This window comes from Planococcus antarcticus DSM 14505 (assembly GCF_001687565.2).
GTDB lineage: Bacteria > Bacillota > Bacilli > Bacillales_A > Planococcaceae > Planococcus > Planococcus antarcticus.
This window is the reverse complement of the sequence record NZ_CP016534.2, coordinates 2,210,848-2,234,087: the sequence shown is the minus strand read 5'-3', so window position 1 is coordinate 2,234,087 and position 23,240 is coordinate 2,210,848. Positions and strand designations below refer to the sequence as shown.

Sequence of the window (23,240 nt, the reverse complement as noted above, 5' to 3'; positions counted from 1 at the left end):
GCATGAAGCAATTGCAGGTCGAAGCTGACCATCCATATTCAGTTCATATTGGTGCCGGTGCGTTCGATTTGTTCGCTGATGCCTACCGCTCCTTGCTAGATGCAGCAGACCAAATTGTTGTCATCGCAGATGAGCGGGTAGCGGAACTTCATTTGTCGTATTTATTGGATTTTTTGACAGACTGGGATGTTCGTATTTTGACGATTCCAGCCGGGGAAAGTGCGAAATCTGTTGAAACTTTTATGTCTTGTCACAGTTTTCTGTTATCCGAAAATTGTTCGAGAGATTCCTTGTTGCTAGCATTTGGAGGTGGAGCTACGGGTGATGTAGCAGGATTTGTCGCTTCGACTTTCATGCGTGGAATCCCATTTATCCAGCTTCCTACCACCATTCTAGCCCATGACAGTGCAGTAGGCGGTAAAACCGCAATCAATCATGAATTGGGCAAGAATATGATTGGGACCTTTTATCAGCCAAAAGCTGTTTTATATGACAGCAAGTTGCTAAGCACTTTGCCACCTGGAGAAGTTCGTTCCGGAATGGCAGAAGTGATCAAACACGCTTTTATATCTAATGAAAAATGGCTGGAGGACCTGTTGGCTATAAGGGATTTCAGTAGTTTAACTGAAGAAGATCTGAATCACCACTTGGAAAAAGGAATTGCTGTAAAGGCAGCTATTGTCGAAGAAGACGAATTTGAAAGTGGCGTTCGCAAATACTTGAATTTCGGTCATACGTTAGCACATGCATTAGAGGGCCACCTTGGTTATGGAAAACTTACTCACGGAGAGGCCGTTGTGCTGGGAATGTCTTACGCATTGCTATTGTCAGAGCATAGTAAATTAGATAAATTTATTAGTTGGTCCGTTGCAAATGGCTATCCGCTTCAATTGCTTGGGGAAATTCATTTTGATGCTTTACTGCCTTACATGAAAAAAGACAAAAAGTCATCAAAAGGTCAACTGAATTTTGTTTTGTTAAAACAAACAGGCAAGCCATTTATCGAAAAAATAGAAGTGCAGCGTGCAAGTGCAGCATATGAAAAATTAGTTTTGCAGATAGGAGAAGTGATTTGATGATACGTGGAGTAAGAGGTGCAATTACGGTTTCTGTAGATCAGCCGGATGAAATCCTGAAAGAAACAAAGCGTTTAGTTTTGGAAATGGCCAGAGAAAACAAAATTGAACCGGACCATGTCGCATCTGTCATTATTTCGACGACGACTGATATCTCGTCGGCTTTTCCTGCAAAAGCAGTCCGGACAATAGAGGAATGGACCTATGTACCGGTCATGTGCACACATGAAATGGACGTTCCTGGCAGTATGCCTTTATGCATTCGTGTCATGATGCACGTCAATACGGAGCAGTGCCAGCAGGAAATTCATCATGTTTACTTGAATGAAGCCATGAAACTTCGTCCGGATCTTGCAGCTAAAAGCCAGGTGAGTTCAACGTGACAACGCATATTTTAATCATTGGATTGGGATTGATTGGCGGATCGTTAGCAAAAGCGCTTCAGCGCAACGGTGATGTCCACGTGGCGGGATATGATGCCGATCCATTGACTGCTAGAAAAGCTTTTAAGATGGGTATTATACATAGTTCACCGCCGTCGCTGGAACAAGCTGCTTCTGAAGCGAATGTCATCGTTTTTGCTACGCCAGTAGGTGCCACAATCAAGCTAATGGAGCAAAGCAAATATTGGAGTTTAAAAGACGATGTTATTTTGACGGATACAGGCAGCACTAAAATACAAATTATGGAAAAATCTAAAAATCTTAACTATTTGTTTATAGGCGGCCATCCAATGGCCGGTTCGCACAAAAGCGGTGTCGAGGCTGCAAAAGAAGTCTTATTTGAGAATGCCTTTTATATTTTAACACCCGGCGACAACACCGATGAAGAGCGTCTGCAGTTTCTGAAGGACTTATTGTCGGTTACAAAAGCAAAAATTGAAGTGCTGCACGCGGAAGAGCATGACCATATGACAGCTATAGTCAGTCATTTCCCCCATTTGATTGCGGCTTCACTGGTCCATCAGCTAGACCAGGAGGAAAAATTCCCCTTTGCCCGGCAACTGGCAGCTGGGGGGTTCCGCGATACAACGCGCATTGCCTCGGCAAACCCCGAAATGTGGCGGGATATCACCACGCAGAATAACGCCATGATCGTCCAGCAATTGAGCAACTGGATGGAACAGATGGATCAATTAAAAGACATGCTTATGAAGAATGATCCAGAACCGATCCAGCAATTTTTTTCGCATGCCAAAACAGTACGAGACGAACTTCCGATTGCAGGACATGGAGCAATGTTTTCAGTATTCGATCTTTACATTGATATACCAGACGTTCCGGGAAGCATCTCGGAGTTGACAGGCTATTTGGCAGAAGAACAAATTAGTATCGTCAACCTCCGGATTCTGGAAACGAGAGAAGATGTATTCGGCATTCTCGTCATTAGTTTTCAAACAGCCGAAGACCGGGCCCGTGCACAGAAATGCATCGCTGCACGAACAGTTTACGATTCGTACATTTCTTGAAAGGATGGATAAACCCATGGCATTATCGCTTACGTATAAAAAACCATCCCTGAAAGGCAGCATCCAAGTTCCAGGGGACAAATCGATCTCTCATCGAGCAATTATGTTTGGATCCATGGCAACGGGTACGACAATAGTAGAAGGTTTCCTGATGGGAGATGACTGCTTAAGTACTATTTCATGCTTTAAAAAGCTAGGAGTCAAAATAGAGATTACTGACAAGATAGTGACCATTCAAAGCGAAGGAGAGGATTCCTGGAAAGAGCCTTCTGAAGTGTTGGACACTGGCAATTCGGGGACTACGACGCGCCTAATGCTCGGCTTATTGGCAGGGACAGGTTTTCATTCAGTTTTGGCTGGTGACGAATCGATCGCCAAACGCCCGATGAAGCGAATTATCAATCCGCTTCGCGAAATGGGTGCCGATATTCGGGGACGAGAGGACGGACAGTATACACCTTTAGCGGTTCAAGGAACCGGGCTGAAGGCGATTGACTATACGCTGCCGGTTGCCAGCGCCCAGGTGAAGTCTGCTATTTTATTGGCTGCATTAAAGGCAGAGGGCAAGACGGTCATTCATGAACCGATTGCCTCGCGTGACCATACGGAAATCATGCTGGAACATTTTGGCGCGACGATAACGCGGGAAGATGACCTGATTAAGCTTGAAGGCGGTCAAAAGCTGACCGCAGCACACGTTCAAGTACCTGGTGATATTTCATCTGCTGCGTTTATGATCGGTGCTACTTTGATTACGGAAGGTAGCAAAGTAACCTTAAAGAATGTCGGTATCAATCCGACGAGGACAGGCATTTTGGATGTGGTCGAGCAAATGGGTGGCATTATCGAAATAGAAGAAAACGACACGCAGGGAGAACGTTCGGCTGATTTAACCATATCATCCAGTGGTTTGAAAGGAATCGAAATCGGTGGTGAGCTAATTCCGCGACTGATCGATGAGATACCTTTAATCGCCCTCATTGCGACGCAGGCACAAGGAATGACTGTGATCAAGGATGCAGAAGAGCTACGGGTCAAGGAAACAGATCGAATTGCTGCAGTCGTCAAAGAATTGTCGAAAATGGGCGCGGACATTGAAGCGACAGAAGACGGTATGATTATCCATGGTCCGACGGTTTTGACTGGTGCTGAAATGACTTCTTATGGCGATCATCGACTTGGCATGACGGCAGCAATCGGCGCTTTGGTAGCATCAGGTGAAGTTGTGATCGATGATCCCGAATGCATTTCGATTTCTTACCCAACCTTTTTTGAACAACTAAATTTACTGACAAATAGACTCTCCTGATGGAGAGTTTTTTATTATGATAATAAGAGCCTTTCGTGTAGGATGAGAGTGAGAATGTGAAGGAATAGGTGATACAATGGCTAACTTACAAGAGATACAAAAAGCGGTAGAACAAGGAGATCCAAATCTTCTGAACACCTTATTGGATAGTTATTTGCTGCAAGGAGATCCCGATGAGCAATACGGTTTGTCGGAATGGCTGGCGGAAATCGGCTTTGTTGAAGAAGCAATCAAGGTGCTCGAGCACTTACAGTATATTTTTCCTGAAGAAGCGCAGTTGATTATCGACCGGGCCAATCTGTTGATTGACGCCGACCGTGAAGATGACGCGTTGAATGCACTGATGGAAGTGCCCAAAGACGACGAGCTCTATGCACAGGCACTCGTAACACTGGCAGACTTGTTCCAGTTGCAGGGCTTGCTTGAAGCCGCAGAGAACCGCTTAAACGAAGCGATAGAACTAATGCCGGATGAACCGTTACTGCAACAGGCAAAAGCGGAATTGCTGCTGGACTCCGGGCGTTACCTAGAATCGGCGAAAATTTATCAACAACTGGAAACTCAGCAAGTTGTCATCGAAGGCGTCAATCTCTCTGAACGGCTGGCTGAAGTTTATAGTGCGGGAGCCGCGTATGAAGAAGCCTTGCCTTATTACGAGAAAGCACTTGAAGACCTGGCTGTACCGGACGTCCTTTTTGGAGCAGCCTTTGCAGCTTTCCAGACGCGCCAATATGAAATGGCTGTTCGTCGGCTTGACGAATTAATCGGGATTGATCCGGACTACTTTTCTGCTTATTTACTAAAAGCACAAAGCTTAAATATGACGGAAGACTATGAAGCTGCTTATCAGGCGATTAGCGAAGGCATTGCCAGAGATGAATTTGATAAGGAACTATACTTATTCGCAGGCAAGCTGGCAATGAAACTTGGCAAGGCGGATGAAGGCGTGAGCCATTTGCGCCAGGCAATCGCCCTGGATCCAGAATACATGGAAGCCATCTACACGCTGGTATCATATTTTCATGCAGAAGAGCTAGATGTAGAAGTTCTTGAGCTTGCAGAAATGGTGGTTGAAAGTGGTGATGACTGGGCTGGCCTTTATCCGATGATTGCCGAAGCTTATGAACGCTCTGAAAACTATGAACAAGCGACTGTCTATTACGAGAAAGCATATCCCGCCTTCAAAGATGATTCTGCTTTCCTTAAAAAATATGCCTTATTTTTAATAGAAGAAGGAAAAAGAGCAACAGCCCTCGAAATAATTAAAGAGCTGCAGGCATTGGAACCGGAAAATCCAGAATGGTTTGATTGGCAGCAGTCGTTTGAATGAAAGGAGGAAACTTCATGACCGCTTCAGTATCGATAGGTGAAAAAAAGCAATTCGTTCGTTGGTTTTTGCAATCGTACAAGATGAAAAGACGTGAATGCATTTGGATTCTTAATTATATGTTGAGCAACGAAGATCTGCTAGAAAAAACCCATTTCGTTGAAGAAGCACATTATTGCCCACGTGCCATGGTCATGTCCTCAACCGAGTCAAAAGAAATACCATTTCGTTTCTATAAAGGAAACTTGATGACAGCAGATGCGGAAAAGTCGTTTCATGATTTGCGCCTGAATCCCGATGATGATCTGTACGTTCAATTGAATTTTCCGATCATGCCACCGCCATCGCTCTATTTATCAGTGCTGGAAGAAAATCCGTATATGCCTCAAAATGCATCAGTTAACGAACAAGATCGACTGACTGCTGAGAAGATCCTTGAAGAAAGCATGTTGACCTTCCAAGAAGAAACAATATATAAGCAAATTGATGAGGCATTAGACACCGATGATCGTGACCGTTTCTTTGAACTATCTGCGATGCTTCAAGTGTTTAAAGTCTCTAAAAAGACGGAGAGTGAATGAGGGTTATGCATTTTATTGGAAAAGAAATAGATCAATATTTAAGCCAGCAGGACTACGTGGATACTGTCGTTGTCCCTCTGCTTCAATTGGACTTAAGTGCTAACGGGATGAAGCCGAGTGCAGGAGCTTCTGAGTACCTGCAAACCTTGACTGCTTTATTGGAAAAGCAATTTAAAGGGCGGATACTTTTGCTTCCGCCCGTTTCTTATGCCAAAATAGCAAATCGGCAGCGAATTGCTGATGAGCTATCGGAAGAACTGCAGCAGACAGCGTTCAAGCACGTGTTTTATCTGACGACCGATTCAGAATGGCGGACCATTGACAGTCTGAAAAATGTCTTGTGGCTACCTGCAATTCCCACTGAAGATATGGAGCAATCTTTCAAAAGATCGGTCATGGAAGACCAGTTGAGACAGGTATTGCCGCTATTTACGAAAGAATGGTCACATCATTCATGAAATGTTCACAAACTGCTTGAATACGCTGATTGCGATATTGACCTAAAGATTTGATTGATATATCATTAGGTTGTCCTAGTAATTATATTTGAATGAGTATGTCCATTGGACTGACCTTGAATGTTAGAGGGGGGAAAAGGATGAGTAATAATCGTGTATCACGACGTCAATTTTTGGGCTACACTTTAACCGGTGTAGGTGGATTTATGGCAGCAGGAATGTTGATGCCAATGGTTCGTTTTGCGGTAGACCCGATACTTCAGCAGCATGAAGGCGGAGATTTCGTTTTAACTGATCAAGCTGTAGCTGATATCACTGAAGAACCAGTACGCGTCGACTTTACGTTTGAACAAACAGATGCCTGGTACGTATCTGAAGTGACGAATTCAGCTTGGGTGTATAAAGAAGGCGATAAGTTAATCGCGCTTTCACCTGTTTGCAAACATTTAGGATGTACAGTGAACTGGGCGGGAGATCCAGAACAGCCGACACAATTCTTCTGTCCATGCCACGCAGGCCGTTATGAGAAAAACGGACAGAACATTGCAGGAACACCGCCGCTTGGGCCACTGGATGAGTACGAAGTACGAGAACAGGATGGCTTTGTTGCCATCGGTGCAGTAAGACAAAACACATTAGTTTAATAGTTAGGGGGTACGACACCAGTGCTAAACAAGTTATATGATTGGGTTGATGAGCGATTAGACATCACGCCTATCTGGCGTGATATTGCTGACCATGAAGTACCTGAGCACGTAAACCCCGCACACCACTTTTCAGCATTTGTTTATTGTTTTGGGGGACTTACATTTTTCATTACAGTGATTCAGATCTTATCTGGTATGTTCTTGACAATGTATTATGTACCGGATATTGAAAATGCTTGGCAGTCGGTTTATTATCTTCAAAATGAAGTCGCTTTTGGAGAAATTGTGCGCGGAATGCATCACTGGGGAGCTTCTCTTGTAGTAGTTATGATATTCCTTCATACACTGCGAGTATTCTTTACAGGTTCTTATAAGAAACCTCGTGAATTAAACTGGGTCGTAGGGGTACTGCTATTTGGCGTTGTCCTTGGACTAAGTTTCACAGGCTACTTGCTTCCATGGGATATGAAAGCTCTGTTTGCAACAAAAGTTGGGATTGAAATTGCAGCATCTGTACCGGTAATCGGTGGAGCGATCAAAATTCTATTAGCTGGGGATTCAACAATCCTTGGTGCACAGACATTGACACGTTTCTTCGCTATCCACGTCTTCTTCTTACCCGCAGCGTTGCTTGGGTTGCTAGCTGCTCACTTTATCATGATTAGAAGACAGGGTATTTCAGGACCGCTATAATTTATTTCGCAACAAAGATTTTTTAAGGAGGGAACACTATGCATCGCGGAAAAGGGATGAAATTTGTAGAGGATTCGCGTGTTCCAGGTATGGAATTCCGTAAACCGAATGTTCCTAAAGATTACTCCGAATACCCTGGTAAAACAGAAGCTTTCTGGCCAAACTTCCTTTTGAAAGAATGGATGATTGGTTCAGTCTTCCTGATCGGTTATTTGCTTTTGACTGTCGCTCATCCGTCACCTCTTGAAGGTCAGGCAGATCCGACTGATACAGCTTATATTCCTTTGCCAGACTGGTATTTCTTGTTCTTGTATCAATTACTGAAATACGAATTCGCTTCCGGACCATTCAACGTGGTGGGTGCCATCATCATTCCAGGGCTTGCTTTTGGAGCACTTATGTTGGCTCCGTTCTTGGATCGCGGACCGGAAAGACGTCCTTCGAAACGTCCATTGCCTACAGGGTTCATGCTTCTAGCAATTGCTTCTATCATATTCCTGACATGGGAATCGGTAGCAAACCATGACTGGGAAGCCGCTGAAGCGCAAGGACAAATTACCGAAGAAGTGGAGATCGATACAGCTGACCCAGGGTATGAAGTTTATTCTGCATCAGCGTGTATCAGTTGCCACGGCGATAATTTAGAAGGAGCAGTTGGACCAACACTTGTTGGAACTGGATTGACTCCCGAAGAAATCGCTGACATTGCTGTCAATGGTATCGAAAAAGATGGAGCATTAGTAATGCCTGCCGCATGGGACGGAACAGATGAAGATCTGCAAGTCTTAGCTGAATTCATTTCAGGACTTGAAGCTGAATAATAAAAATGAAAAAGAGCCGGGAAACCGGCTCTTTTTTTCTACCCTGAAAGGACGGAAAATGATGCTTTCTTTTGCGATAAAAATTTCCGCTTGGCTGATGTATCGTCCATTTTTGATCTTGCTTTTTTTTATTAACTTGGGTGGTACGATTTATGGATACATATGGTACGGCTGGCAGCTGAAAATTACGGAGCCGATTTTTTTAATCTTTGTTCCTGACAGTCCGACAGCGAGCTTATTTTTCACTATTGTTTTGGGGCTGTGGATTTTCGGTAAACGGAACCGGCTGTTTGAAGCATTGGCATTAATCACATTGATCAAATATGGTCTATGGGCAGTGGCTATGAATTTACTGACGCTTTGGGAGACTGGTTCGATTGGTTGGATCGGTTGGATGCTGATCGGTTCTCATTTCGCTATGGCACTTCAAGCCGTTTTGTATATTGAGCATTTTCGCTTTGGCTGGCTATCGGTTGCGTTAACTGCTGTTTGGACTTTGCACAATGATGTAATCGATTATGTTTTTGGACAAATGCCCATTTACAGCACTTTGAGTGAATACAGCAGCCAAATCGGTTACTTTACATTTTGGCTGTCTATTGCTTGTGTCAGTTTCGCCTTTTATGTTGCTTATCTGAACAGACCACAATCCATTTCAGTTGACCAAAGCTGACTAACTCAAGTAAAATAAGTGTATAAAGCAGAAAGAAAGAGGTGTTGATTTACAGATGGGTATAGGTGGTTATATCTTCTATTTTATCCTTTTGCTGATCATCCCGATTTGGGCGCAATTTAAATTAAAAAGAACATACAAGAAATACTCAAAAGTTCGGTCAACATCCGGTCATACTGGTGCACAAGTGGCACGGACCATTCTGGACGCTAACAACCTTCAGGATGTTAAAGTAATAGAGAGCCGCGGCATGCTGAGCGATCACTACAATCCGATGACGAAAGTGGTAGCGCTCAGCAGCCATAATTATCATGAAGCTTCTGTCGCTGGAACTGCAGTTGCGGCCCACGAAGTCGGACACGCGATTCAAGATGCCGAAGACTATTCGTTTTTGCGCCTTCGCCATCGTCTGGTGCCGATTGTCAATATTTCATCGAATATGTCATGGGTTTTCATCATGATCGGTTTCTTCTCTGCATGGAGTGGAGCATTGTTGATTGGAATTATCTTGTTGGCAGCCGGTGTGGTCTTCCAATTGGTGACATTACCGGTTGAGTTTAATGCTTCTAGTCGCGCGATGGACCAATTGCTGTCGCATAATATCATCCGAAACGAAGAAGAACGCCATGCAAAAAAAGTGTTAAGTGCAGCCGCGATGACGTATGTCGCAGCAACTGCAGTCGCGGTTCTCGAACTGGCACGATTGATTTTGATTTATACAGGTATGAACCGTTCATAAAAAAACGGCCCGATAAACGGGCCGTTTTTTCTATGTTCACGTTTCCACCTCTGTTTTATTGTCTAAACGCCAGCGCTTAGTTCCCAGGATTTTCGTGAATTACTCAATCGGCCGCTTTTCTTCATCAAGGGTAAATCCTTCACCCATAACATCGTGGACTTCCATCAAAGAAACGAACGCATGAGGGTCGACAGAATTGATGATGTTCTTTAAGCGGACGATTTCGTTTCTGGCTACGACACAGTACAGGACTTCACGCTCTTCTTTAGTGAAATGGCCATAGCCTCGAAGAATCGTGATGCCCCGGTCCATCTCGATTGCTACTCTGCTTGCGATTTCTTCCTGAGAGTTCGAAATGATCAAAGCACCTCGTCCTGCATATGCGCCTTCCTGTACAAAGTCAATGACACGCGCGCCAACAAAAACAGCAACTAGCGTATACATCATCGAACGATGGTCGAGGAACGTTAACCAAGAAAGCATGATGACTCCGGCATCAAACATGAACATCGTTTTCCCCATGCTCCACCCGATATATTTTTGTGCCAGGCGTGCAAGAATATCGACGCCTCCGGTTGTTCCGCCATAGCGGAAAATAATTCCGAGTCCAACTCCGACAAAAACACCGGCAAATAGGGCCGCCAGGAATAAGTCATCCTGCAAGTTGATTTGAATTTCGTAGACCAGAAAAATCTTCAAAAATACGGAAACCGCTACCGTTCCGATTATGGTATAAAGCAAAACCTTTTTGCCAAGAAGTTTCCATCCAATGAAAAACAAAGGAATGTTTAAAAGCAGATTCATCAACGCCGGGTCCCAATGGAATATAAAGTACAATATCAACGTAATTCCGGCGAATCCGCCTTCACCTAATTCGTTCTGGATATTAAAGTGAACAAATCCAAAACTATAGATGGCAGCACCTAGCAGAATAAAAAATATGTTTTTTATTTTTAATTCTTTCAATTAAATCAAGCTCCTTTCTTAAATATCAACTTCTGTATTATCGTTCAAATTATGTGTTTTGACAACATCACCAGTTTTCTTTACGATTGACTGAGGAGTGTGATGAAATGGGCGGAGAGAAAACCATGAAACAGCTGCAGCAGGACGTTGATGAATATATAGGACAGTTCAAAGAAGGCTATTTTCAGCCGATGGAAATGATGGCTCGCATGACAGAAGAATTGGGCGAACTCTCCAGAGAAGTAATGCATGAATACGGACCCAAGAAAAAGAAAAGTTCCGAAGTTAAAAACAGTATCGAAGAAGAAATGGGTGACGTCTTGTTCGTTTTAATTTGTATGGCAAATTCTATGGATATCGATTTGGCGCATGCCCATGACCTTGTGATAGATAAATTTACCAATAGAGACAAAGACCGTTGGACCAGAAAGGAAATAGACCAATGACAATTCGCGTGGCAATTGCAGGGGCAAGAGGGAAGATGGGCAAAGAAGCCGTACATACAGTTATGAACAATCCGGAAATGGAACTGGTTTCTGTTCTGGACTATAAAGAAGTCGGAAAGACCTTGTCTGAAACGAATTTATTCCCTTCTACTTATACTGCACCAATTTTTATCGACCTGAAGAGACTCTACTTAGAAACTAAACCGGATGTTCTAGTGGATTTAACCACGCCGGAATTTGTCTACGAGCATACGAAACAAGCATTGGAATTAAACATACGGCCGGTTGTCGGAACAACCGGCTTTTCGGATGAACAACTGAAAGAACTAAAGGATCTTTCAAAAGAAACTAAAATCGGCTGCATCATTGCACCAAATTTTGCCATCGGAGCCGTACTGATGATGAAGTTTGCTGAACAAGCGGCTAAATATTTACCGGATATCGAAATTATCGAGATGCATCATGATCAAAAGCTGGATGCGCCTTCTGGAACAGCGATGAAGACAGCTCATTTGATTTCACAGGAACGTCCGATTCACGAACAAGGACAGGTTCGTGAAAAAGAAACCATTGCGGGTGCTCGAGGTGCCAATTATGACGGTATGCGCATTCATAGTGTCCGGTTGCCTGGACTGGTGGCCCACCAGCAGGTTCTGCTTGGCGGCGAGGGCCAATTGCTAACGCTTCGCCACGATTCCTTTAACCGGGGTTCGTTTATGTCAGGTGTCGTTTTATCCATCAAGACCGTAATGGAAAAAGAAGAACTGATTTATGGGTTGGAACATATAATCGATTAAAGGGGAAGATGACATGAAAATCGCTTTGATTGCCCACGACCGGAAAAAAGACGACCTGATTCAGTTCACCACGGCTTATGAACAGATTTTGTCTCAACATACGCTGTATGCAACAGGAACGACGGGTCAACGGATAATTGATGGAACCGATCTTAAGGTCATTCGTTTCCAATCCGGACCGCTTGGAGGCGACCAGCAAATCGGTGCGATGATCGCTCAGAATGAAATGGATATGGTTATTTTCTTCCGCGATCCGTTGACTGCACAGCCGCATGAACCTGATGTAACAGCATTGATTCGCTTGTGTGATGTCTATAGCATCCCGTTGGCTACTAATATGGGAACCGCCGAAGTCTTGCTCAAAGGATTGGAACATGGCTTTATCGATTGGCGTTTGCTCGGAGAACGAAGAGGATAGGAGAGAATACTGTGCAAAAAATGAAAATCGGGATCACCTGCTATCCAACAGTTGGGGGGTCAGGTGTCATTGCCACTGAATTAGGGAAAATGCTGGCAGAAAAAGGACATGAAGTGCATTTTATCACGTCCAGCACCCCCTTCCGCTTGAGCAGAACTTATGCCAATATTTTTAGCCACCAGGTGGATGTCAATACGTATTCGGTATTCCAATATGCTCCGTATGATATTGCCTTAGCAACAAAAATTTCTGAAGTAATCAAAAATGAGGAATTGGATCTTCTGCACGTTCATTATGCAATTCCCCATGCCGTCTGTGCTATTCTTGGACGGGATATGGCAGACTCGAATATCGGCATTGTGACAACTTTACACGGCACAGACATTACTGTATTGGGATCTGATTCTTCATTGAAGGAAGCTATCCGCTATGGTATCGAAAAATCAGATATTGTTACAGCAGTGTCTGATTCATTGAGAGACCAGACCTATGAACTCATCAACCCTGACAAAATGATTGAAACTGTATACAACTTTGTTGATGAAAGGGAGTATTCTCCTCAGGATTCAACAAAGCTAAAATTAGAGTTAGGCATCGACGCTGATGAGAAAGTCATGATCCACGTTTCGAATTTCCGCAACGTCAAACGTGTCCAGGATGTCGTGGAAACTTTTTCGTTAGCCCATCAGCAGATAAACTGCAAATTATTATTGGTGGGGGACGGACCTGAAATGGGACGGATCATCCAGCAGGTGCGAGATCTTGGATTGAATGATCATGTGCGATTTCTTGGTAAGCGAGATGGCGTGGCCGAGTTTTACAATATCAGCGACATCAAACTGCTGATGTCTGAAAAAGAAGCGTTCGGCCTGGTGCTTCTGGAAGCCATGGCATGCGGCGTTCCGGTGATCGGCACCAATATCGGAGGCATGCCCGAAATTATTGAGCCGGACGTCAACGGCTATCTTGTTGAATTGGGTGATACGCAGCAGGCTGCTAAGTACGCGGTCGAAATGTTGAGTAATAGAGCACAACTGCAGAAACTGCGACAAGGAGCATTAAAAACAGTGTCCGATCGTTTTCATTCCTCTAAAATTTTGGAACAATACGAAGGCTTGTATGAACAATTGCTGAACAGGGATGAAAAACAATGAAAACGGCAATCAAAGTAATTGGAACATTAAAAGAAGCCGGCTTCCAAGCCTATATGGTCGGGGGAGCTGTGCGCGATTTCCTGCTCGGCAAAACGCCACACGATATCGATGTTGCTTCATCGGCTTCACCCGAGCAAGTCAAGGCTTATTTCAAGCGCACCATTGATACCGGTATTGAACACGGAACTGTGCTGGTGTTGCTAGGTGGCGAAGGCATTGAAGTGACGACCTTTCGTACAGAAGGCAGCTATTCTGATAACCGAAGACCCGATTCAGTGGAGTTTGTTCAATCGCTTGAAGAAGATCTGAAACGTCGTGATTTTACCATTAATGCGATGGCGATGACTGAATATCTGGATATTATCGATCCGTTCGGAGGTAAAGACGATCTCCAGAAGCAAATCATCCGAGCTGTCGGTGATCCGGACCAGCGCTTTCAAGAAGATGCGCTGCGCATGTTGAGAGCAGTGCGTTTTTCGGGGCAGCTACATTTTGTAATTGATGTGGAAACCGTCAGCTCGATTCGGCGTCATGCGCAGTTAATCCGATCGATTGCAGTCGAACGGCTAAAGTCGGAAATGGATAAGATATTCGTCAATCCGTTCACTCGAAAAAGTATGGACTATTTGAGAGATACCACTTTAACTGAATACCTGCCCGCTGGCTATCTTTTCGAAATAGACTGGACGCAGTACACTCCGACCGGTAAAGCTGTCTATGGGTGGTTCTATCTGCTGTATAAGCAAAGTAAGTCGTTTTCGGAAGTAAGTGATTACCGGTTTTCGAATGAAGAAAAGCGACTCATTGAAAAAAGCCTGGAACTGGCTAGGCTTGAGTTCTGGGATCAATGGACGATTTATCAGTATTCGATCGACCAACTAGAGATGGCTTCCTGCGTAACTGGAAAAAATATGGATCCTGCAGTAGCCAAAGAGCAATTACCCATACAGTCTAAATCAGATCTTGCAGCAAGTGGCCGGGATTTGATGCAATGGAGCGAAAATCGTCCGGGTCCATGGCTGAAAATATGGATTGAAAAAATGGAAAAGCTGGTTATTTACGGTGAATTAAGGAACGACAAAGAACTCATAAAGGACTGGTTTGTCAATGAATATCGCCGTCACACATAAGTTAGCAAAGCGATTGATCGAATCGCAGAGTCAAGCCATTTCCGGCCAGCAATTGGCAGATGAATTCGGCATTTCCAGAACCGCTATCTGGAAACACATTAAAGAGCTAGAGGAAAAGGGCTATACCATTGAATCGATTAAGAAAAAAGGCTACCGCATTGTTGCCATTCCGGATACATTAGAGCCGTTAGGGATTCAAACAGGATTGACAACCAAACGAATCGGCCAGAAAATCGAATATGTCGAAAGCTGCCCATCAACTCAGATCATTGCTCATCAACTAGCGCAGGAAGGTGCTCCAGATGGCACAGTGGTACTTACTGAAACCCAGACAGCCGGACGTGGCAGGTTGGCCCGTAAATGGGATTCTGCAGCGCAAAAAGGCGTTTGGATGAGCATCATCCTGCGCCCGGATGTCGTGCCTCAAAAAGCACCTCAATTTACGCTGGTAACGGCTGTGGCAGTCGTTAGAGCCATCGAAGAAGTGACACGGCTACAACCGAAAATCAAATGGCCGAATGACATTCTGCTGAACGGCAAAAAATGTACAGGCATTTTGACGGAGCTGCAGTCAGACGCGGATGGGATACAGGCTTTGATCATCGGTATCGGGCTGAACGTTAATCAGGAAAAAAAAGATTTCGATCCCGAAGTCCAAGAAATTGCGACTTCGCTGAAGCTGGAAAGTGGGGAAACGGTAAGCCGTCAAAAACTCGTTCAGTCTCTGCTGTACTATATGGAAATCTATACTCAGTTGTATATTGAAGAAGGCTTCGGCATGCTGAAAATTCTATGGGAAAGCTATTCGACAACCATCGGCCAGCCGGTTCGGGCACGGATGACGAATCAAACACTTGAAGGCATTGCAGAAGGAATTACCGATGACGGTGTCCTGCAATTGCGGACAGCGGACGGCAAACTTCACGGTATTTATTCGGCTGACATCGAAATGACTAACTAACATACGAAGACGCAGTAAAGAGTTGCGTCGGTTTTTCAATAGTAACTTGTGGAGTATCTTTAGATTATCTATTCACTAAGCGTAGAATATACTTCGGGTTTTCGAGAAAGTATCGTTCATGGTATTTTCCGAAGTTTACCGATCGCTTTGCGGCCTGCAGGGTCTCTCAAACCCGTCGCTTCGCTGCTCCCACAGGAGTCGAGCGAATGCTTCTCCAAATACTTAAACAGTTCACTTTTTTGATATGGGAAAAGTACTCGTTTTTTGTAAAAAAGTGAGCTATTAACTTATTCAACACTCCAAAAGCATAGAGTATGCTCAGACTGTAGACAAAGTCTAACCAAAATGAAAAGCGCTGTATAACCCCAACCGGTCCGGCCACTTCGCTTTCCGTGAGCTCAGCTTCAGCCCATAGCTGTCAACTTAAGAAAAAGGAGTAACTTCTCTCGAAAGATGGTATGGAAGACTACCCATCAATGAGAGGAGTTTTTTCTATGGTAGCTCAAGTCACTCCCAACTACCTCAACCCGTTATTTGCATTTCTTGAACCGGAAAAGGTGGATGCCCTCGCCAAAGAAACGGGGTTCATCCAACGGAAAAGAAAATGGACCGCCAGCGATTTTCTGTCGTTGCTTTTTCAGGTTCATGGGAATTTGATCGACCCTAGCTTGCAAGAACTCAGCACCAAGCTCCTTTCCAAACAGGAAATCGCGATCAGCCGTACGGCAGTGGATCAGAAATTCACCGGAAAAGCTGTCCACTTTCTTCAGCGATTAGTAGAAGAACTGTTCTTGATTCAGCAACAGCTTCTACTCGCTAAGCATGCGTTCGCAACGGACTGTCCTTTCACCAGCTTACGGGTCTTAGATGTGACGCACATCCATGTGCCCAATTCCCTGAAAGCCCGCGCCAAAAAAACACGCCAGACTTCAGTGAAAATCCAACACGAATTTGATGTATTGACAGGACGGCTTACCTTTTTGCGCGTCGATCTTGAAAACGTCAACGACACCGTCATGGGAGCGAAACGGGTGCCGTTTCTTGATGAACAAGAGTTGTGCCTACAAGATCTCGGCTATTTTCATTTTCAGGTGTTCGAACGGATTCATGAAAAAAACAACTACTTCCTCACGAAGTTTCGGAACGATGCTTATTTGGCCTATCAAAATTCGTTTCCTGATCATCATCCGGATGGATCCGTCGTTAAGAGTAGCGAGTATCAGCGCATTGAGCTCGTTCAGCTCTGCGAGAAAATGGCGCCGGGGGAAACCTTGGAACTTGAACAAGTCTACTTTGGTCGAGATGCTCATTTTCCGGCACGGTGTGTGCTGTTCTCCCAAAGCGACGAACAGAAACAAAAACGCCTGCAAAAGCTTCAGCGACGGGCATCAAAAACGGGGAAAAAGCCCAAGCAACTGGTCCACGATTTAGCCGGTATGACGGGGTATATGACCAACTTGCCTGAACCTGTTTCAGGTTCGCAGCTTGTCGAATTGTATCGGCTGCGTTGGCAAATTGAATTGAATTTCAAAGCGATGAAATCTTATCTGGAAATCGATCATTTCCGATTGGTCAAACAGGAACGTTGGCTCTGCCATTTCTATGCCACGTTACTCGTTTTTCTTTTGAGCCAATTGATTGCTTATCAAATCCGGAATACGATTTGGGAAGAAGAAGAGAAAGAAATCAGTGAAACCATCGCGATTCGAAGTATCGCCTGTGAATTTTTGGCGCAAATGTACGAAGCCATCAAACAAAAAAAGAAGACGCTTTTAAGCTTTGTCCCCTTGATTACCCAATTACTCATCAGGACCGCACGGAAGCCGAATTCCGCTAAAGGGACTGCCTTAAAACGCCTTCAATTCACTTAGAACAATCCAACAAACGCCTCCTAAAAAAGGGGGGGTTATTTGGCGTTCTTAGGTATCTCCATTTCCGCAATCCTCCAAGTTCAAACCCTTCCCCCACACAATTTTATCGCCAACATTCTACGTCATTTCTTAAGTTGACAGCTATGTCAGCTTCAGCCTCCTCGTCACTGACGCTTCTGCGGGGTCTTCAGCTTTCGCTGGTTCCACAGGAGTCTTCGTGGCAAGCCCCCGGTTGGGAGCATGCGGCTCTAATCAAAGAGAGCAGCCTGCTAGTCCATTTCCCACTAAAAATAACCTCCATAAGCCTGGTAATCACGTCACTCAAGGATCCGGAGCGCAAGGCGGCGAAGGGCAAAGATGTACTCCTGCATCGCTTCGTCGCAAAGCCATTGTCCGAACTCCTTTCGTTCAATGACTTTGCTGCTGGAGCAGTGAAGCGACATCCAAGAGACCCCGCAGGAGCTTGCAACGAGGAGGCTGGGGCGACGTCCTTGGCAACTGGCGCGACGTTCTGTGCGCCAGGCCCACATCCTGTGCGCCAGGCCCACATCCTGTGGGCCCAAAGCGTCCGCTTGGAGCGCAGGATCCAGTATAAAACACGATAAAATGAGGATTCATTCCTTAACTATCATGAATATTCTTTTGTCTACAAGCCAAGCATGAAATATGTTTTTTTCTGAATTTCTGGTATAGTGTTTTTAATGGGCGGTATCGCTTTCGAACTGCACCGAACAACTGCAACAGACCCAAAATTCATAGCAATCAGTTCTGCCTTGATCACTTACACGACAGGGACGGAGGAAACCAAACGCACATTTACTGTCCTTCTGTCTTTTTTTCGACGGAAGGGCTTTTTATATGGTTTTCTTCCTGAGAGGAGAGAAAAAATGTTGATTTTACAGACGGTGGATGAACTTAAAAATTGGGTTCAAGAAACCAAAAGAGCAGGCCATACCATTGGTCTTGTGCCGACTATGGGGTTTTTACACGAGGGGCATCTGTCTCTTGTGGAAAAAGCGAAAGCGGAAAACAACAAAGTGGTTATGAGCATTTTCGTCAATCCGGCTCAATTCGGTCCGAGTGAGGATTTTGATCGTTATCCAAGAGACCTAGAACGCGATCGAAAACTTGCCAAAGAGGCAGGAACCGATGCTGTTTTTGTGCCAAGTGTTGAAGAAATGTATCCGCGTGAAAGCCAAATCAAAATAACAGCTGGTGCGCAAGCCAACGTACTTTGCGGGGCGAAGAGACCGGGCCATTTTGATGGGGTATTGAAAGTGGTTACCAAGCTATTTCATTTAACAGAAGCAGATTTGGCTTATTTTGGTCAGAAGGATGCACAGCAATTGGCAATCATCGAGTCCTTAGTGGCAGATTTTAATTTCCCGATGACGATACGTAGAGGTGAGACCATCCGGGAAGAGGATGGTTTAGCGAAAAGCTCCCGCAATGTTTATCTGAGTGAAACTGAACGTAACGAAGCAGCTCATTTGAAAAAAGCATTGGAAATGGGCAAAAACTTAGTTTTGCAGGGACGAGAGCCAATCGAATCTATGACTGCCTACTTGAGTGAACAGACATCCGGAAAGATCGATTACATTGAGCTTCTGGATTATCCAACATTGACGACTGATATCCAAAGTGATGCCATTTTGGCTCTGGCCGTACAGTTTGAAAAAGCGCGTTTGATCGATAATATTATTTTCAACTCAAAGGAGAACTGACCCATGCTTAGAATGATGCTCAATTCAAAAATCCACCGTGCAACGGTGACCGAAGCTGATCTGAACTATGTAGGAAGCATTACTATCGATCAAGATCTGCTGGATGCAGTGGGAATGCTGGCGAACGAAAAAGTGCATATTGTGAACAATAATAACGGTGCGCGTTTCGAAACCTATATCATCGCAGGAGAACGCGGCAGCGGTGTGATCTGCGTCAACGGAGCGGCAGCGCGTCTCGTCCAACGAGGGGATATCGTCATCATCTTGTCGTATACCTATGTCATGAATGAAAATGCTCGTGACCATAAGCCCACTGTTGCCATAATGGATGCCAACAATCAAATCAAAGAAATCATCCATTACGAACCTGAAGCGACCGTCATGTAAAAAGCACAGCCTCCGAGAATTTTCGGGGCTGTTTTTCTTTTGACTGAAGGTGGAGGAAGAAGATTGAATTTTCATCTTGAAAGCGGAAAGCGGTAGGATATGTTACAATTTTTTTAGGCAATCACCTAAGAAAGAGGGGCTAAGATGAACATGCAAAAGTATGTCGTTGTCGATATTGAAACAACGGGCCATTCCCCTGCAAAAGGTGACCGGATTATTCAACTGGCAATGGTAACGATTGAAAATGAAGTAATTACTGATACATATACGAAATTTATCAATCCGGGGCGCAATATCCCATTATTTATACAAGACTTAACGAACATTACAGATGACGATGTAGCAGAAGCCGAGGCTTTCGAATTCTACGCAGAAGCGGTTTACGAAAAAATGCAAGATGCTATTTTTGTCGCGCATAATACCAATTTCGATTTGCCATTTCTACAGGCAGAGTTAAAGCGTAGCGGCTTGCCGAAATGGCAGGGAATCACAATGGATACGGTCGAGTTGGTTCGGCTGATGTATCCGACGGCATTCAGCTTTAAATTACAGGACATTACCTCAGAATTAGGAATTCCACTTGAAAGTGCTCACCGTGCAGACGACGATGCTATGGCGACTGCGCTGTTGTTTTTGCGTGCTAAAGCTGACCTGGAGTCATTGCCTTATGATACGTTGGCGTTTCTTCATAAGCGATCTTTCCAACTGAAATCAGATCTGTCCCGCTTGTTCTTTGAATTGACACAGAAAAAGAGAAGCGTCCGAGCCGATCAGTTCGACCGGTTTCACGGAATTCCACTCAAACCAAGAATTTCATTTGCAGCAGATCCAAAACAGCCTGAATCCCTGCCGCGTGATTGGCGGGATGGACTTGAAGCAGTATTCCCCAATTTTGAAAGGCGTCCGAGCCAATTTAGCATGATGACCTCGATTGAAGATGCTTTGACACAAAAAAAAGAATTGGTCATCGAAGCCTCGACAGGTATGGGCAAAACAATTGCCTATTTGCTGCCGGCGTCCAACTATGCACTTGAAACGGGAAAGCAAGTCATGATTAGCACCTATACCACCCATCTGCAGGATCAACTTGTCCTAAAAGAAGGGCGGATGGTAGAGGACTTTATCGGTTCGCCGGTTCGGATTTCATTGATCAAAGGCTTATCGCATTACATCGATTTGGCCCGCTTCGTCGAATTGCTGCAAGGCGACGATGAATCCTATGACGAGACCTTCACTATCATGCAAGTGTTGGTCTGGTTGGCAGCTACAAAAACGGGTGATTTAAATGAAATCAATTCATCGAGCGGCGGCCAATTTGTGCTAGATAAGATTCGGCGTTCCCATATGCGAAAGCTATCTCAGCAGGAAAAGAAAACTGATTTCTATGAGTATGCGCTGAAACAGGCACAGCATGCTCATATCATCGTCACCAACCATGCTTTCTTGCTAAACCAGCATTTGAGTAAGAAATCGATTTTGGCCAATGTCGGTGCCTATATATGGGACGAAGCACATCAAGTTGTCCAGGCGGCAGTCTCCCAGCACGAAAAAACCTTTGTCTATACCCAGTGGAAATACATTTTTGGTCAGATTGGCAGTCTGGATGATCAGCAATTATTTGCAGCTCTTTTTGAGACAGCTGACCGAACCGGTTTTTCGAATGTTCCTGAATTGCTTAAGCTGGAATCGCTGTTTCAAAAATTCACATCGCTTTTCGATGAAGTTTCAAGTTTATTGGCAGTTGAGTTTGCGGCAAAGTTTTCAGGGAGTCGCCACAAAAAGAATGCATCGCTCCTAAACGAGCTGTCGTTTGAAGACAACCGCTTTCTTAAAATGTTGCGTTATTTGAATGAATGGATCGATCTGTCGCAGCTCATTTTGCAAAAAGCTGAGCGGCTAACGGAAAAAACCATCCAGGACCAGCTGACAATAGCTGATTGGCGCTATTGGACAGAGGAAATGATGGTCAAGGCGGTCGAGTTCAGTGAAATTTTTGTCTTTCCGCTGACAGATGAAGTGAGCTGGATTGAAGGGGATTTGAGAAGTCTGCCGACCAGTTTATCTTTATACAAGCGACCGTTTGCTGTAGCATCTTTGGTCGACAAAGTCGTGGCTTCTGCACGTCAAGACAAAGCGATCATCTGGCTGTCAGGAACGATGACAGTTCCTGCTAATGACCGTTTTATCGTCAACCAAATTGGCATTCCACAGAGTGTGCCCATCCTAAAGTTCGAGCCACCAAAGGATTTTTATCAAGGAGCGCATGTATATATTGTGGAAGACATGCCAGATATCCAACATGTCTCTCAGCGTGAATACATCGAATCAGTTGCGGATGCGGTGATTCAGACCGTGATTGTGACAGAAGGCCGTTGTTTTGTCCTGTTCACGTCACAGGATATGCTCCGTAAAACCGTGGATTTGATTCAAGACACAGGCTTGCTGGATGATTATATGCTGTTTGCACAAGGCATTTCATCGGGCAGCCGAATGAAATTATTAAAATCGTTCCAGCGTTTTCAAAAATCGGTGCTGTTTGGCACCAATAGTTTCTGGGAAGGTGTCGATGTACCAGGAGATGCGCTTCGTGCAGTGGTAGTGGTGCGTTTGCCGTTCACATCACCGGATGAGCCGATTTTCAAGGCACGCTCTGAAATTATCTCGCGTGAAGGAATCAATCCGTTCCTGCAGTATGCCTTGCCCGAAGCAGTGATTCGATTGCGTCAAGGATTTGGCAGGCTGATTCGTTCGAAAAATGATAAGGGGCTGTTCATCGTGCTGGACCGGAGAATCGAAACGAAATCATATGGCCAGGAATTTATAAACGCTTTGCCAAAAGTCAAAGTATCCAAAGTGTCTTTAGAAAAGATGGTAACCGATATTGAAGCTTGGTATAATAAGCAATGATATAACGAAAGGGTGGGCACATACATGGAATCCAAAATTGAAGTGATCTCTACAGTGGAACTTACGTATCAAAAAGATTTATATAAAGTGGTGGACGCCTTGAATCGTACGTTGAAAGACAAGAATCTAATGTTCGGATTAGCTCTCGACAAAGAAGATTCTGAAAAAGCGATTTTTACAATATATAAAACATAGGTGATGAAATGAGACAATGGATTACATTCATACTCGGTTTTTTATCTTTTTTGGCAGTTGCTATCATTATTCTGGTTTTGTATGTTGGCAATAAACCTTACTCGGAAACCGAAGACCAAGCAATTGATCGTGCGAAAAGCGAGCAGCTGATCGAAGAGGTGGAACGGTCTTACGTCTATACCAACACCGCGGCTTCCGTAACAGTGCTTGGAACAAACAGCAAAGGTGAATTAACTGCAGTTTTTGTTCCGAAAGGTGACGGTGAGATGCAGACAACTCCGTTGGAAGACAAAATAACTGCACAACAGGCACGTGAAATTGCTCTTTCTGAAATGGACGTTAAAGAAATTCTTCATACTAAACTTGGTTTGGAAAGTGATGGTCCGGTATGGGAAATTGCATTTCTAAATAAAGAAGACAGTTTAAATTATGTCTATTTGTCAGCGAATGACGGTACTTGGTGGAAACGCATATTGAATTTGTGAAAGGGTG

General features: G+C 44.4%; 25 protein-coding genes. 24 read left to right on the top strand and 1 reads right to left on the bottom strand.

Annotation, left to right across the window (positions count from 1 at the left end):
- The first annotated feature begins 2 nt into the window (after positions 1 to 2).
- The 12 genes from aroB to BBH88_RS11160 all read left to right on the top strand — a co-directional run bounded on the left by aroB (position 3) and on the right by BBH88_RS11160 (position 9,792).
- Complete coding sequence (aroB, locus tag BBH88_RS11215; protein WP_006829867.1) at positions 3 to 1,076, top strand: 3-dehydroquinate synthase; 1,074 nt, start codon at positions 3 to 5, stop codon at positions 1,074 to 1,076.
- Positions 1,076 to 1,459: a chorismate mutase gene (gene aroH, locus BBH88_RS11210; RefSeq protein ID WP_006829868.1), complete on the top strand. Its 384-nt coding sequence runs from the start codon at positions 1,076 to 1,078 to the stop codon at positions 1,457 to 1,459. The genes aroB and aroH overlap by 1 nt, the downstream gene beginning before the upstream one ends.
- Positions 1,456 to 2,544: a prephenate dehydrogenase gene (locus BBH88_RS11205; RefSeq protein ID WP_006829869.1), complete on the top strand. Its 1,089-nt coding sequence runs from the start codon at positions 1,456 to 1,458 to the stop codon at positions 2,542 to 2,544. The genes aroH and BBH88_RS11205 overlap by 4 nt, the downstream gene beginning before the upstream one ends.
- A 16-nt stretch (positions 2,545 to 2,560) precedes the next feature.
- Positions 2,561 to 3,853 (top strand): 3-phosphoshikimate 1-carboxyvinyltransferase, encoded by a 1,293-nt coding sequence (aroA, locus tag BBH88_RS11200; RefSeq protein WP_006829870.1) that lies wholly within the window; start codon positions 2,561 to 2,563, stop codon positions 3,851 to 3,853.
- A gap of 76 nt (positions 3,854 to 3,929) precedes the next feature.
- On the top strand, positions 3,930 to 5,183 hold the full coding sequence (locus BBH88_RS11195; protein ID WP_006829871.1) for a tetratricopeptide repeat protein: 1,254 nt from the start codon (positions 3,930 to 3,932) through the stop codon (positions 5,181 to 5,183).
- 14 nt (positions 5,184 to 5,197) lie between these two features.
- A complete protein-coding gene (locus tag BBH88_RS11190) occupies positions 5,198 to 5,761 on the top strand; it encodes a ReoY family proteolytic degradation factor (RefSeq protein ID WP_006829872.1) in 564 nt (187 codons plus the stop codon).
- Positions 5,758 to 6,219: a DUF2487 family protein gene (locus BBH88_RS11185; protein WP_238323305.1), complete on the top strand. Its 462-nt coding sequence runs from the start codon at positions 5,758 to 5,760 to the stop codon at positions 6,217 to 6,219. Before BBH88_RS11190 ends, BBH88_RS11185 begins: the two co-directional genes overlap by 4 nt.
- Before the next feature lie 140 nt (positions 6,220 to 6,359).
- On the top strand, positions 6,360 to 6,863 hold the full coding sequence (locus BBH88_RS11180; RefSeq protein WP_006829874.1) for a Rieske (2Fe-2S) protein: 504 nt from the start codon (positions 6,360 to 6,362) through the stop codon (positions 6,861 to 6,863).
- Positions 6,864 to 6,884: 21 nt separating this feature from the next.
- Positions 6,885 to 7,559: a menaquinol-cytochrome c reductase cytochrome b subunit gene (qcrB, locus tag BBH88_RS11175; RefSeq protein WP_006829875.1), complete on the top strand. Its 675-nt coding sequence runs from the start codon at positions 6,885 to 6,887 to the stop codon at positions 7,557 to 7,559.
- A 38-nt stretch (positions 7,560 to 7,597) separates the two neighbouring features.
- Positions 7,598 to 8,380 (top strand): menaquinol-cytochrome c reductase cytochrome b/c subunit, encoded by a 783-nt coding sequence (locus BBH88_RS11170; protein WP_006829876.1) that lies wholly within the window; start codon positions 7,598 to 7,600, stop codon positions 8,378 to 8,380.
- A 61-nt stretch (positions 8,381 to 8,441) separates the two neighbouring features.
- On the top strand, positions 8,442 to 9,053 hold the full coding sequence (gene lhaT, locus BBH88_RS11165; protein WP_154669203.1) for a lipoprotein heptaprenylglyceryl N-acetyltransferase LhaT: 612 nt from the start codon (positions 8,442 to 8,444) through the stop codon (positions 9,051 to 9,053).
- 55 nt (positions 9,054 to 9,108) lie between these two features.
- Positions 9,109 to 9,792 carry a zinc metallopeptidase gene (locus tag BBH88_RS11160; protein WP_006829878.1) on the top strand — a complete coding sequence of 228 codons (684 nt, stop codon included), beginning with the start codon at positions 9,109 to 9,111 and terminating at the stop codon, positions 9,790 to 9,792.
- A 99-nt stretch (positions 9,793 to 9,891) separates the two neighbouring features.
- On the opposite strand, the gene BBH88_RS11155 is transcribed toward BBH88_RS11160, so the two are convergent.
- The gene (locus tag BBH88_RS11155; RefSeq protein WP_006829879.1) at positions 9,892 to 10,758 is read right to left on the bottom strand and encodes a YitT family protein; all 867 of its coding nucleotides are present in this window, start codon (positions 10,756 to 10,758) and stop codon (positions 9,892 to 9,894) included.
- Positions 10,759 to 10,865: 107 nt separating this feature from the next.
- On the opposite strand from BBH88_RS11155, the gene BBH88_RS11150 reads away from it, so the two are divergent.
- From BBH88_RS11150 to BBH88_RS11090, 12 genes are all read left to right on the top strand, one after another.
- Positions 10,866 to 11,204, top strand: coding sequence for a nucleotide pyrophosphohydrolase (locus BBH88_RS11150; RefSeq protein ID WP_006829880.1), 339 nt, complete (start codon positions 10,866 to 10,868; stop codon positions 11,202 to 11,204).
- Positions 11,201 to 12,001, top strand: coding sequence for a 4-hydroxy-tetrahydrodipicolinate reductase (gene dapB, locus BBH88_RS11145; RefSeq protein ID WP_006829881.1), 801 nt, complete (start codon positions 11,201 to 11,203; stop codon positions 11,999 to 12,001). The genes BBH88_RS11150 and dapB overlap by 4 nt, the downstream gene beginning before the upstream one ends.
- 13 nt (positions 12,002 to 12,014) lie before the next feature.
- A complete protein-coding gene (mgsA, locus tag BBH88_RS11140) occupies positions 12,015 to 12,419 on the top strand; it encodes a methylglyoxal synthase (RefSeq protein ID WP_006829882.1) in 405 nt (134 codons plus the stop codon).
- A gap of 11 nt (positions 12,420 to 12,430) precedes the next feature.
- Complete coding sequence (gene bshA / locus BBH88_RS11135) at positions 12,431 to 13,573, top strand: N-acetyl-alpha-D-glucosaminyl L-malate synthase BshA (RefSeq protein WP_040852325.1); 1,143 nt, start codon at positions 12,431 to 12,433, stop codon at positions 13,571 to 13,573.
- Positions 13,570 to 14,703, top strand: a complete 1,134-nt coding sequence (locus BBH88_RS11130) for a CCA tRNA nucleotidyltransferase (protein WP_065536787.1) — start codon at positions 13,570 to 13,572, stop codon at positions 14,701 to 14,703. The genes bshA and BBH88_RS11130 overlap by 4 nt, the downstream gene beginning before the upstream one ends.
- Positions 14,681 to 15,664 carry a biotin--[acetyl-CoA-carboxylase] ligase gene (locus BBH88_RS11125; protein WP_065536788.1) on the top strand — a complete coding sequence of 328 codons (984 nt, stop codon included), beginning with the start codon at positions 14,681 to 14,683 and terminating at the stop codon, positions 15,662 to 15,664. The genes BBH88_RS11130 and BBH88_RS11125 overlap by 23 nt, the downstream gene beginning before the upstream one ends.
- Positions 15,665 to 16,158: 494 nt before the next feature.
- Positions 16,159 to 17,535, top strand: coding sequence for an IS4 family transposase (locus BBH88_RS11120; RefSeq protein ID WP_065536789.1), 1,377 nt, complete (start codon positions 16,159 to 16,161; stop codon positions 17,533 to 17,535).
- An 887-nt stretch (positions 17,536 to 18,422) separates the two neighbouring features.
- Entirely contained in the window at positions 18,423 to 19,259 is an 837-nt protein-coding gene (panC, locus tag BBH88_RS11110; RefSeq protein WP_065536791.1) for a pantoate--beta-alanine ligase, read from the top strand.
- A 3-nt stretch (positions 19,260 to 19,262) separates the two neighbouring features.
- Positions 19,263 to 19,646: an aspartate 1-decarboxylase gene (panD, locus tag BBH88_RS11105; RefSeq protein WP_006829888.1), complete on the top strand. Its 384-nt coding sequence runs from the start codon at positions 19,263 to 19,265 to the stop codon at positions 19,644 to 19,646.
- A 144-nt stretch (positions 19,647 to 19,790) separates the two neighbouring features.
- Positions 19,791 to 22,553, top strand: a complete 2,763-nt coding sequence (gene dinG, locus BBH88_RS11100; protein WP_006829889.1) for an ATP-dependent DNA helicase DinG — start codon at positions 19,791 to 19,793, stop codon at positions 22,551 to 22,553.
- A gap of 24 nt (positions 22,554 to 22,577) precedes the next feature.
- Entirely contained in the window at positions 22,578 to 22,748 is a 171-nt protein-coding gene (locus BBH88_RS11095) for a YpmA family protein (protein ID WP_006829890.1), read from the top strand.
- Positions 22,749 to 22,756: 8 nt separating this feature from the next.
- Entirely contained in the window at positions 22,757 to 23,233 is a 477-nt protein-coding gene (locus BBH88_RS11090) for a cell wall elongation regulator TseB-like domain-containing protein (protein ID WP_006829891.1), read from the top strand.
- The last annotated feature ends 7 nt before the right edge of the window (positions 23,234 to 23,240 follow it).